This is a genomic window from Actinomadura spongiicola, from assembly GCF_003432485.1.
GTDB lineage: Bacteria > Actinomycetota > Actinomycetes > Streptosporangiales > Streptosporangiaceae > Spirillospora > Spirillospora spongiicola.
The window spans coordinates 1-11,034 of sequence record NZ_QVNQ01000004.1 but is presented as its reverse complement, the minus strand read 5'-3'; the positions used below and the strand labels follow the sequence as shown (position 1 = coordinate 11,034).

The following is an 11,034-nucleotide window of genomic DNA, read 5'->3' as shown; positions in this document are numbered from 1 at the left end:
GTCAGCTGTGGCCGAGGGCCTCGTCGTCCAGGGACGCGGCGTTCTCGTCCACGGACACGGGCGCCTCGTCGGGAGCGACGGCCTCCGCCGTGAGCGACGGCAGGACCTCGTAGCCCAGCTCGTCGACGACCGGCGGGCTGTGCTCCGACAGGGCCGGGATCGTGACCGCCTCGGAATGCGCGCCGCAGCCGTGGTCGGCGGAGACCACCCGGCCGTCGTCGGGCGCGTACTCGTTCGCGCACACCCCGAACATCTGCCGCAGCTCGCCCGCGAGCACCAGGAAGAACCCGCAGGTGGAGCACTGCGCCGGGGCGGACGCGGCGATCGGCGCACGCGGGCCGCCGACCCCGTCGTACCAGCGCGCGGCGGCCTCGTCCCGTCCCTCCCGGGACAGGACCCGGACGCGGCCGAGCCCGAGCTCCCACTGCGCCTGGCGGTCGGCGGAGTCGTCCACCTGCGCGTAGCCGGGCGCGAGCCGGACGTCGTCGGGCGCGGTCGGCAGCAGGTCGCCGGGGCCGAGGTCGCCGGGCCGCAGCCGGTCCAGCCACGGCACCCACGGCGGCGCGAGCAGCGCGTCCTCGCCCGGCAGCAGGACGCACTCGCTGACGGTGACGACCTTGGCGCGGGACGCCCGCGTCACCGTGACCGCCCAGCGCCACCCCTCGTAGGCGGCGTCGAAGCACTCGAAATAGTGCGTGACCACCCGGTCGCCTTCGGCGCGCAGGCCGAGATGCTCGCCGACCGGGCCGGGCCGGGCTGTCTCCTCCGCGGCCTCGCGGGCGAGGGCGACGGCCTCGGCGCAGGCGGTGTCGACGACGGGCGTGCGGGTCCGGCGGGTCGGCCGGGGCGACTGAGGCAGTGGGCTCACGTGTCAATTCTCACCCATGAAACGACGTGGCCGGGCACTCAGACGACCCGTCCCAGGGAAAACGACCACCGGCGCCTCATGGGTGAGCAGGCCTCCCAGCAGGGAACGTACTCTCAATCAAAGGCCGGGGCGCCGGTGGGATCCAGGAGACCGCGGGGAGAGATCAGGGCGCATGGGTGACCGGACACTGTTCGGGCGGTCCGTACGCGCCGGTGCCGGAGGTGCGGCGCGGGCGGCGCGCGGCACGCGTGCGGCGATGGCGCGCACCGGCCGACTCACCCGCCGCGTCACGCACGCCCAGGGCGCGGGACGCAGCGGCCTCGGCAGCCTGATCGAGGCGTCCGCGTTCAACTCCGCGGGCGACGCGCTGGTGACCGTCGCCCTCGCCGGAACGCTGTTCTTCGGCCTGGACGTCAACCAGGCGCGCGGCCAGGTCGCCCTCTACCTCGTCGTCACGATGGCGCCGTTCGCGCTGGTCGCCCCACTGATCGGCCCGGCGCTCGACCGGGCGCGGCATGTCCGCCGGTACGCGATCGCCAGCACGTTCGTGCTCCGCGCGCTGCTGTGCTGGGCGATGGCGAGCGCGCTGCCGCACGGCGACCAGGTCACGTTCCTGCCCGCCGCGTTCGGCGTGCTCGTGCTGTCCAAGGCGTACGGGGTGCTGCGCGCGGCGGTGACCCCCCGCGTCCTGCCGGACGAGATCACGCTGGTGACGGCGAACGCGCGGTCCGCGTTCGCGGGGTTGATCGCCGCGTCGGTCACCGCGCCGATCGGCGCCGGTCTCGCGTTGCTCATCGGCGCGGACTGGGTGCTGCGCATCGGCACGGTCGTGTTCCTGCTGGGCGTCGTGTTCACCATGCGGCTGCCACGGCACGTGGACGTCCCCGAGGCCGAACTCGCCGAGATGGCCGAATCGGCGGCGACATCGAAGCCCGACGGCGCACCGGACGCGGCATCGGACGGGGTTTCGGCTGAGCGGGGCGCACGGCGGCGGCGGTGGCGGACGCTGCCGCGCGTCGGCCCCGTCGTGGCGGAGGCGATGCAGGCGAACGCCGTCCTCCGCGCGCTGTCCGGCTTCCTGATCATCTATCTGGCGTTCCTGTTGCGGCAGGAACGGTTCGACCCGGTGTCCAACAACGTCGCGCTCGGCCTGCTCGCGGCGGCCGCCGGAGCGGGCGGCCTGATCGGCACGACGCTCGGCGCGTGGATGAAGGCCCGCGCGCCCCGGCTGATCGTCTCGGCGACCCTGGCGTCCGTCACCGTGGTCTCCGCCGTCAGCGCCGCGTTCTTCGGCCTGTGGGCGGCGCTGGCGGTGGCGGCCGCGGCGGGGCTCGGGCAGGTCCTCGGGAAGCTGTCCATGGACGCGGTGGTGCAGCGCGAGATCGGCGAGGAGATGCGCTCGTCGACGTTCGCGGTCTCGGAGACCCTGCACCAGCTCGTCTGGGTCGTCGGCGGGCTGCTCGGCCTCGGCATGTCGATCGTCGCGGACGGACGGGTCGCCCTGGCGATCGTGTCCGCGGCGCTCGCCGTGTCGCTGGCCCTGCTGCTGCGGCGGCAGGCGACGACCCGCCGCCGCGCGCACCCGCCCCCGCCGCCCACGATCAAGGACGCGCATCCCGAGATGCACAGCTGACGAAGGACAGGTTCACCTGGAACGGAGGCCACCTGACTCAGGCGTTCGGGACAGGGCGTTCGGGACAGGGCGTTCGGGACAGGGCGTTCGGGACAGGGCGTTCGGGACGGGGCGGCCGGGACGGGGGCGTCCGTCAGGAGGCCGCGAGGTCGTCGGCCACGGCCCGCAGCACGGTGGCGATCTTCTTGGCCTCCGCCGGGGCCGGGTGCTTGCCGCGCCGGTAGGTGTTGGAGATGCCGTCCAGCAGCTTGATGAGGTCCTCGGTGATGACGACCATCTCGTCGGGCTTCTTGCGCCGCTGCTTGGCCATGGTCTTCTCCACCGACGGCAGCGTCTCCAGCACCCGCACCTGGAGGGCCTGCTGACCGCGGCGCCCCTCGACCACGCCGAACTCGATGCGCTGGCCCGGCCTGAGCGACGTGACCCCGCCCGGCAATGCCGATGAGTGCACGAAGACCTCACCGCCGTCATCGCGCGTGAGGAAGCCGAACCCCTTGTCGGAGTCGTACCACTTGACCTTGCCAGTCGGCACGGGAAACCTCGTTCGGTAATCGTCCTGAATCGACCTCAAGATTAGTGCCTCGCCACGGGCCGATGTACACACCAGGCACCCTTCGCGACGCCCACGGGGTCGACGTTCAGAAGCTATCCCGGACGTCCGACAACGGCATCCGAATATCGATTCGCAGCTCAGGACGGCCGGAACCCGCCGAGCCATTCGGGAAAGGTCAGAAGATCCGGCAGGACGACGTCCGCGCCGTACGCCGAGAGCGCCGCCGAGTCGTACGCGCCCGTCGCGACCGCCACGGCGACCGCGGACGCCGCGCGGGCCGCGTCCACGTCGCCGGTGTGGTCGCCGATGTAGGCGCCCGCGGCGTGTTCGCGCAGCGCGGCGCCCTTGTCCGCGCCGAACAGGCCGCCGACCACGACGTCCACCTCAAGGCCGAGGAACCGGACGGTCCGTTCGGTGTCGGCCTGGTTCTTGCCCGACACGACGATCACACGCCCACCGCCGCGCCGCACCGCGTCCAGCGCCGCCGCGGCACCCGGCATCAGCACGGTCGCCGGGACCGCGATGTCGGCGTAGATCGCCCGGTAGCGGGCGGCCATCGAGGGCACGTCGACCGCGGGGAACCAGTACGCCAGCTCCACCTCCAGCGGGGGCCCGATGCGCCGCACGACGAGGTCGGTGTCGATGGGAACTCCGGTCTCCGCGGCCAGGGCGGCGTACACGGCGCCGATCCCGGCCCGGGTGTCGGCCAATGTCAGGTCGAGGTCGAAGCCGACGGCTTCGAAAGCGAGATCGCGCACGTCCCCCAGGGTAAAAGGGTGCGAACGCACGCGAGTACCCGCGCTCCCCTGGTAGTGGCGATGCGACGGGATCCGAGTAGGAGAGCGCGGGCCTATCTCGCGGGGACCGTTCCGCAGTGACCGGATCTGGCGTGCCCGGTGCCGGATCGGCCGCCCGTGACCTCCCTATACCCGACCCCCCGCCCACGAACCACCTGACCAGGGAAAACGCAGTACTTGAACACGCCACCCGGAGCAAAAGCCGCGTCCGGTACGAACTAGTCCCGGCCGGGGAAGCGGACGTTGTCGAACGGCCAGGCCGTCGTGACCCACTCGCGGACGAACTCCTCCAGCTCCTTGTCCAGGGCGGAGTTCTCCTCGTCGGCCCGGACCCAGAACACCACCACGGCGTCCGCGGCGGGATCGTCGGACGGGGCGACATGGATGCGCCCGAGCTGCCGCTCCCCGTCCGGGGTGATCACGACATAGCTGAACGAGCGCCGCAGCTGGCTCTCCTTCTGCAGCCACGCGACGTCGATCAGGGCCTGCTCGAAGGTGAACTCCCGATCCGGCCACCCCCACTCGGGGCCGAACCGCCCGGCGAGCCGGTCCAGGCTGCCGATCACGGCGCCGTAGTCCTTCACCACGTCGTGCACGGTGATCGGACGGATCTGGAACCGGGAACCGGCCACCAGCGTGGGCACCACGAAGTCTTCGGGCAGGAACGTCCCGTCGGTCGCCTTCCGCGGAGACTCGAACATCGCCGACCTTTCCGACGACGCCCCTTTCGGCGACGGGGCGCGGGCACCGAAACTCTATCCGCACCCGGGAGTGAAGCGAGGCGTAACACACGGTGAAGACGCCACGGTCCCGTCACCGAAGGCCCCTGACATGCGGCCTGCCGGACAGCGCACGACGAACCGCAACGCCTGGTAGGCGCGGCGGTAGGCTCAGGCGGCGCGGTCCCCGCGGAACGGGGCACCGGCGCCTCACTTCGTGCGTCGAAACCGTGCGGCGGGCCCATTGAGGGGGCGGGGCCCTTGGAGGTTAGGAGCAGATGCCGATGTCCACGCGCGAGCGGATCGTCGCCGAGTCGCTCCGGCTGTTCGCCGAGCGCGGTTACGCGGCGACGTCGGTGGCGGAGATCGAGGCGGCCGCCGGTCTGTCACCGGGCGCGGGCGGCCTGTACCGGCATTTCCGGTCCAAGGAGGAGGTCCTCGCCTCCGCCGTCCGCGAGCACATCGACCTGACCCGCCGGCAGATCAGCGACGTCCTCGACCAGGCGCCCGTCCACGCGGACCGTCCGTTGGAGACCCGCCTGCGGGCGACGTGCGAGGCGGGGCTGGCGAAGATGCGCGAGGAACAGGACCTCATCCGGGTACTGTTCCGTGACCTCGACCAGTTCCCGCACCTGGTCACGGAGATGCGCGAGGGCATCGTCAACCCCCTGTACGAGGGGATCTCCACCTGGCTGGCGGCGCAGCCCGAGTTCGAGGGCACCGACGAGGACTGGCCCGCGATCGCGGCGGTCCTCGGCGGCGCGGTGGTGAACTACTGGCTGGCGAACGAGTCGATGTACGAGCCGCCGACCCGTATCGACGAGAAGAGGTTCGTGGACGGCTGGGCGCGGCTCGGTCTCGGGCTGGTGCGCATGGAACGCGCACCGGCACCCTGACCCGCGACCGCCATGGACGCCACCTAAGGTTGAGGAACGGCATGGAAACGTTTGCGGACTGGCTTCGCGCGCAAGACGACGACGGGCTTCGCGCGCTCCTCGCCGCGCGTCCGGAACTCCTCGCGCCCGTCCCCGCCGACCTGACGGCACTCGCCGCCCGCGCCACCACGCCCGCCGCCGTGTCCCGCGCCCTCGACCGCCTCGACCGGTTCACCCTCGCCGTCCTGGAGGCGCTGCTCGTCCTGTCCGCCCCCGCCGACCCCGAACCGGCCGGCGGGGAGTCGCTCGCCGCCGCGATGGACGCGCCCCCGGACCGGGTCGACGACGCGCTCGGCACGCTCCGCCGGTACGGGCTGGTCTGGGGCGACGGGGCACCGGCCGTGGCGCCCGGCGTCCGGCAGTCGCTGCCGCATCCGGCGGGGCTCGGCCCGCCCGTCCGGGAGGTGTTCGCCGGATACTCCCGCGAACGGCTCACCGACCTCGTCACCGACCTCGACGGCGAGGCGCCGCGCGGCTTCGCCGACTCGGCGCGCCTGCTCCAGCGGCTCGCCGAACTGTTGAGCGACCCGGCGCCGCTGATCGACGACGCCGGCCCCGAGGCGCGGACCGCCCTCGACCACCTGATCTGGGGCCCGCCGGTCGGACGTGTCTCCGACGCGCGCCGACCCGTCCGGATCGACACCGCCGCCACCCCCATCGAGCGGCTCCTCGCCCGCGGTCTCCTCGCCGCCGAGGACGACCGCACCGTCACCCTGCCCCGCGAGGTGGCGCTGCACCTGCGCGGCGGGCGGCTGTTCCGCGACGTCCCGGCGGACCCGCCGCCGCTCACCCCCGCCCAGCGCGAACCGCGTCCCGAGGACGTGGTGGTCCGGGCCGCGGCGGGCGAGGCGTTCAACGCCGTCCGGCTCATCGAGGAGCTGCTGGAACGCTGGGGCCTCGACCCGCCGCCCGTGCTGCGCAGCGGCGGCCTCGCCGTCCGCGACCTGCGCGCCGCCGCCACGCTGCTGGACGTCCCCGAGTGGAAGGCGGCGCTGCTGACGGAGGTCGCGTACGCGGCCGGGCTGCTGACCCGCACCGGCGACCTCGACGGCGAATGGCTGCCGACCCCCGCCTACGACCTGTGGCTGATGCGCGACGCCGCGGGCCGCTGGACGGAACTCGCCCACGGCTGGCTGAAGTCGGGCCGGGCCGCGGGCCTCGCCGGGGAACGCGACGACCGCGACCGGCTCATCAACGCGCTCAGCGAGGCGATGGTCCGCGGCGGCGCGTCCACCACCCGGCGGGCGACACTGGACGTCCTCGCCGACGCGGGCCGCGGCGCCGTCACCGAGGACGCGCTCCGCGACCGCATCGCGTGGCTGCGGCCCCGCCGCGGCGGCCCCAACCGCGACCGGCTCATCGGCTGGACGCTGCGGGAGGCCGCCGCGCTCGGCTTCACCGGCTTCGGCGAACTCGCCCCGTTCGCCCGCGACCTGCTCAACGGCGCCGACCCGGAACCCGCCCTGGAGAAGCACCTGCCCGCCCCGGTCGAGGAGATCCTCATCCAGGCGGACCTCACGGCGATCGCGCCCGGCCCGCTCGTCCCGGAACTCGCCCGGGAGATCGCGCTGGCCGCGGACGTCGAGTCCACCGGCGGCGCCACCGTCTACCGTTTCACCCCCGAGTCGATCCGCCGCGCCCTGGACGCGGGCCGGACCGCCGCCGACCTCACCGGCCTGCTGACGCGGCATTCGGCGACGCCGCTGCCGCAGCCGCTCACCTACCTGATCGACGACGTCGCCCGCCGCCACGGGCAGTTGCGCGTCGGCGCCCTCGCGTCCTATGTCCGGACCGACTCCTCCAGCACCCTCGACGAGATCCTCGCCGACCGCCGCTCCGACGCGCTGCGGCTGCACCGCCTCGCCCCGACCGTCCTGGCGTCGACGTTGCAGCGCGCCGACCTCCTCGACGGCCTGCGCGCCATGGGCCTCGCGCCGGTCGCCGAGTCCCCCGGCGGCGGCGTGATCGTGACCCGCCCGGACGCGCAGCGCGCCGACCCGCCGCCGACCGCCGAGATCGTCCGGCTGCGGCCCGCGGAACGCACCGACGCGTCCATGATCGACGCCGCGGTCCGGGCGCTGCGCGCCGGTGACGAGGCGGCCAGGCACGGCGCCGCGCAGGCCCGGCTGCGGGCGGACGCCCCGCCCGGTGAGCCGCCCCGCTCCCCCGCGATGGCCACCATCGAGCGGCTCCGCAGCGCCGCCGACCGCGGCGGGCGCGTCTGGATCGGCTACCTCGACCAGCAGGGCCAGGCGTCCAGCCGCATCGTCCAACCCGTCCGCGTCGAGGGCGGGTTCCTCACCGGCTACGACGCCACCCGCGCCGCCGTCCACCGCTTCGCGCTGCACCGCATCACCGGAGTGTCGGAACTGACCGACGACCCCACGCCGTGAACCTGGGAACCGACGAACCACACATACGGTCAAAGCGAGACCCATCGGACCGATAGCGTGTCCGGCGAACAGTGTGAGGAGGGCTCCCGATGAGCGGATACGGAGGTGCTCCGCCGTCGGGCTGGGAGGACCCCTACGGTGGCGGCTCCCAGGGCTGGGACCCGGGCGGCGCGTACGGCGGCGGAGGCGCGTACGGCGGCCCCCAGGGCGCCTGGGACCCGCACGGATACGGCTACGGCCCTCCGGGAGTGCCGCACGGCACGGCGAGCAACGGCTCCGCCATCGCCGCCCTCGTCTGCAACGCCCTCGCCCTGTCGCTGTGCTGCAACATCTTCGCCATCCCCGGCATCGTCACGGCCGGGGTGGCCCTCGGCCGCGTCCACACCGACCCGCGCTCCGCCCGGAACCTCACCATCTGGAGCTGGGCGATCTTCGCCGCCTCCATCGTGATCGCGATCACCCTGCTCGTGATCTTCGCGATTCTCGACACCGCCGAGCCGGACTACGGCTCGTCCGGCGGAGTCTGACCCCGGGCAATAAACGGCGCGGTGGTGGACGTTGAACTCTCGCGCCGGCACCTCGGGTAACGTGCACGAGCGCGCTGCCTCGAACATCCCATCTCGACGGGGGCTTTCGCCTTGACCGACGGTCCGCTCATCGTCCAGTCCGACAAGACGCTGCTGCTGGAGGTCGACCACGAACTGGCCGACGCCTGCCGCAAGGAGATCGCGCCGTTCGCGGAACTCGAACGGGCGCCCGAACACGTCCACACCTACCGCGTGACGCCGCTCGCGCTGTGGAACGCCCGCGCCGCCGGCCACGACGCCGAGCAGGTCGTCGACACGCTGATCAGGTTCTCCCGGTACCCGGTCCCGCACGCGCTGCTCGTGGACGTCGCCGACACGATGGCCAGGTACGGGCGGCTGCGGCTGGAGAAGGATCCCGCGCACGGCCTGGTCCTCGCCTCCTCCGACCGGTCCGTCCTGGAGGAGGTCCTCCGCGCGAAGAAGATCAAGGGCATGATCGGTGAGCGGATCGGCGAGGACGCCGTCGCCGTCCACCCGAGCGAGCGCGGCGCGCTCAAACAGGCCCTGCTGAAACTCGGCTGGCCCGCCGAGGACCTCGCCGGGTACGTGGACGGCGAGGCCCACCCGATCTCCCTCGTCGAGGACGGCTGGCACCTGCGCTCCTACCAGCGCGACGCCGCAGAGACGTTCTGGCACGGCGGCTCCGGCGTCGTCGTCCTGCCGTGCGGCGCGGGCAAGACCATCGTCGGCGCCGCCGCCATGGCCCGTGCCGAGGCCACCACGCTCATCCTCGTCACCAACACCGTGTCGGCGCACCAGTGGAAGCAGGAACTGCTCCGGCGCACGTCCCTCACCGAGGACGAGATCGGCGAGTACACGGGCACGAAGAAGGAGATCCGTCCCGTCACGATCGCCACCTACCAGATCATGACGACGCGCCGGAAGGGCGCCTACACGCACCTCGAACTCTTCGACGCCCGCGACTGGGGCCTCGTCGTCTACGACGAGGTCCACCTGCTGCCCGCGCCGATCTTCCGCATGACCGCCGACCTCCAGGCCCGCCGCCGCCTCGGCCTCACCGCGACCCTCGTCCGGGAGGACGGCCGCGAAGGCGACGTGTTCTCACTCATCGGCCCGAAACGCTACGACGCGCCGTGGAAGGACATGGAGTCCCAGGGTTGGATCGCGCCCGCCGACTGCGTCGAGGTCCGCGTCACCCTCACCGACTCCGAACGCCTCGCCTACGCCACCGCCGAACCCGAGGAGCGGTACCGCTTCTGCGCCACCACCGCCACCAAGACCAAACTCATCCAGGCCCTGGTCGACCGGCACAAAGGCGAACAGACCCTCGTGATCGGGCAGTACATCGACCAGCTCGACGAGCTCGGTGCCCTCCTCGACGCTCCCGTCATCAAGGGAGAGACCCGCATCCGCGAACGCGAACGGCTCTTCGACGCGTTCCGCTCAGGCGAGATCAGCGTTCTGGTGGTGTCGAAGGTCGCGAACTTCTCCATCGACCTACCGGAGGCGTCCGTCGCCGTCCAGGTGTCCGGCGCGTACGGTTCACGCCAGGAGGAGGCCCAACGCCTCGGCCGCCTCCTGCGTCCCAAGGCGTCCGGCATGGGCGCCCGCTTCTACGCCGTCGTCGCCCGCGACACCCTCGACCAGGACTACGCCGCCCACCGCCAACGCTTCCTCGCCGAACAGGGCTACGCCTACCGCATCGTGGACGCCGACACCGTCCTCGCGGGCGACGAAATCTGACGACCGCACCCGCTCTCGCTTCCGCCGCCGACCCCATTGAGCGGGGGCGGGCCTACCTCCGCACGCGGAAGCGGAGCATCGTGACAGCGCCCACCTGGGTGTTGTCGAAGGGTTCCAGGTCGATCCTTCCCAGGCTCGGTGGCGAGAAGCGGACGCCATCGCCGAGAAGCACCGGAAGGACGTACACGAGGATCTCGTCGACGAGCCCGTGACGCAGGCACTGCGCGGCCAGGTCGGCGCCGAGGATCTCCAGGTTCTTGCCGGCCGCGGCGGTGCGCGCCGTGGCGACGGCCTCCTCAAGCCCACAGGTGAGGAACGTGACGGCAGGGTCCGGCTCGGCGGGAGGCTCGTGGGTGAGGACGAACTGTGCTCCACCCTCGTACTCGGGGCCCTGCTTGGACATGCGCTTGCCGACCTCGTACGTGCCTCGGCCGATGAGCATGGCACCCGTGGCCTCCATGACCTCCGGGACCGTGTCCGAGGTCATGTAGTCGAAGATCCAGTCCATCGCGTGGTCGCGGCCGGCGATGAAACCGTCCAGCGACATCGCCCTGTTCACGACCACCTTGCCCGCGCCCACGTCACTCATGCGTGATCTCCCCCCGAGGTCGGAAGCATGACGCCGAATCATAGTGCGCCCGGCGGGGGGCGGACCCGTCCCGTCGCCTAAGTCGCAAATGAGAAAGGCCCCGCCGATAAACGGCGGGGCCCTCCCTGTAAGAAATGTCCGGCGGTGTCCTACTCTCCCACACAGTCTCCCATGCAGTACCATCGGCGCTGAAGAGCTTAACTTCCGGGTTCGGAATGGGACCGGGTGTTTCCCCTTCGCCAAAACCACCGAACGC

At 72.4% G+C, this 11,034-nt stretch carries 10 protein-coding genes and 1 rRNA gene; 5 read left to right on the top strand and 6 right to left on the bottom strand.

Annotation, left to right across the window (positions count from 1 at the left end; genetic code table 11):
• Position 1: 1 nt before the first annotated feature.
• On the bottom strand, positions 2 to 868 hold the full coding sequence (locus D0T12_RS12855; protein WP_199487435.1) for a DUF3027 domain-containing protein: 867 nt from the start codon (positions 866 to 868) through the stop codon (positions 2 to 4).
• 172 nt (positions 869 to 1,040) lie between these two features.
• Here D0T12_RS12855 and D0T12_RS12850 point away from each other — a divergent pair, with 172 nt between their 5' ends.
• Complete coding sequence (locus tag D0T12_RS12850) at positions 1,041 to 2,501, top strand: MFS transporter (protein ID WP_233526019.1); 1,461 nt, start codon at positions 1,041 to 1,043, stop codon at positions 2,499 to 2,501.
• 133 nt (positions 2,502 to 2,634) lie between these two features.
• Here D0T12_RS12850 and D0T12_RS37145 read toward each other — a convergent pair whose 3' ends face one another.
• The 3 genes from D0T12_RS37145 to D0T12_RS12835 all read right to left on the bottom strand — a co-directional run bounded on the left by D0T12_RS37145 (position 2,635) and on the right by D0T12_RS12835 (position 4,552).
• Positions 2,635 to 3,033, bottom strand: coding sequence for a cold-shock protein (locus D0T12_RS37145; RefSeq protein ID WP_117399806.1), 399 nt, complete (start codon positions 3,031 to 3,033; stop codon positions 2,635 to 2,637).
• Between the two features lie 158 nt (positions 3,034 to 3,191).
• Entirely contained in the window at positions 3,192 to 3,812 is a 621-nt protein-coding gene (locus D0T12_RS12840; protein ID WP_117399805.1) for an HAD family hydrolase, read from the bottom strand.
• Positions 3,813 to 4,069: 257 nt separating this feature from the next.
• Positions 4,070 to 4,552 (bottom strand): GNAT family N-acetyltransferase, encoded by a 483-nt coding sequence (locus D0T12_RS12835; protein ID WP_233526018.1) that lies wholly within the window; start codon positions 4,550 to 4,552, stop codon positions 4,070 to 4,072.
• 302 nt (positions 4,553 to 4,854) lie between these two features.
• Between D0T12_RS12835 and D0T12_RS12830 the strand changes: the two genes are divergently transcribed.
• The 4 genes from D0T12_RS12830 to D0T12_RS12815 all read left to right on the top strand — a co-directional run bounded on the left by D0T12_RS12830 (position 4,855) and on the right by D0T12_RS12815 (position 10,189).
• Positions 4,855 to 5,466, top strand: a complete 612-nt coding sequence (locus D0T12_RS12830; RefSeq protein WP_233526017.1) for a TetR/AcrR family transcriptional regulator — start codon at positions 4,855 to 4,857, stop codon at positions 5,464 to 5,466.
• 41 nt (positions 5,467 to 5,507) lie between these two features.
• Positions 5,508 to 7,898: a helicase-associated domain-containing protein gene (locus D0T12_RS12825; protein ID WP_117399803.1), complete on the top strand. Its 2,391-nt coding sequence runs from the start codon at positions 5,508 to 5,510 to the stop codon at positions 7,896 to 7,898.
• Positions 7,899 to 7,987: 89 nt separating this feature from the next.
• Positions 7,988 to 8,425, top strand: coding sequence for a hypothetical protein (locus D0T12_RS12820; protein WP_117399802.1), 438 nt, complete (start codon positions 7,988 to 7,990; stop codon positions 8,423 to 8,425).
• 111 nt (positions 8,426 to 8,536) lie between these two features.
• Complete coding sequence (locus tag D0T12_RS12815) at positions 8,537 to 10,189, top strand: DNA repair helicase XPB (protein ID WP_117399801.1); 1,653 nt, start codon at positions 8,537 to 8,539, stop codon at positions 10,187 to 10,189.
• A 52-nt stretch (positions 10,190 to 10,241) separates the two neighbouring features.
• Here D0T12_RS12815 and D0T12_RS12810 read toward each other — a convergent pair whose 3' ends face one another.
• The gene (locus D0T12_RS12810) at positions 10,242 to 10,778 is read right to left on the bottom strand and encodes a dihydrofolate reductase family protein (protein ID WP_117399800.1); all 537 of its coding nucleotides are present in this window, start codon (positions 10,776 to 10,778) and stop codon (positions 10,242 to 10,244) included.
• A 136-nt stretch (positions 10,779 to 10,914) separates the two neighbouring features.
• Positions 10,915 to 11,031: ribosomal RNA gene (gene rrf, locus D0T12_RS12805) — 5S ribosomal RNA — on the bottom strand.
• Between the last annotated feature and the right edge of the window lie 3 nt (positions 11,032 to 11,034).

What these genes read in the sequence shown, in the direction of transcription:
- D0T12_RS12850 (WP_233526019.1), top strand. Translation starts at nt 1,041, where the DNA reads ATGGGTGACCGGACACTGTTCGGGCGGTCCGTACGCGCCGGTGCCGGA.
- D0T12_RS12835 (WP_233526018.1), bottom strand. Translation starts at nt 4,552, where the DNA reads ATGTTCGAGTCTCCGCGGAAGGCGACCGACGGGACGTTCCTGCCCGAA.
- D0T12_RS12830 (WP_233526017.1), top strand. Translation starts at nt 4,855, where the DNA reads ATGTCCACGCGCGAGCGGATCGTCGCCGAGTCGCTCCGGCTGTTCGCC.
- D0T12_RS12825 (WP_117399803.1), top strand. Translation starts at nt 5,508, where the DNA reads ATGGAAACGTTTGCGGACTGGCTTCGCGCGCAAGACGACGACGGGCTT.
- D0T12_RS12820 (WP_117399802.1), top strand. Translation starts at nt 7,988, where the DNA reads ATGAGCGGATACGGAGGTGCTCCGCCGTCGGGCTGGGAGGACCCCTAC.
- D0T12_RS12810 (WP_117399800.1), bottom strand. Translation starts at nt 10,778, where the DNA reads ATGAGTGACGTGGGCGCGGGCAAGGTGGTCGTGAACAGGGCGATGTCG.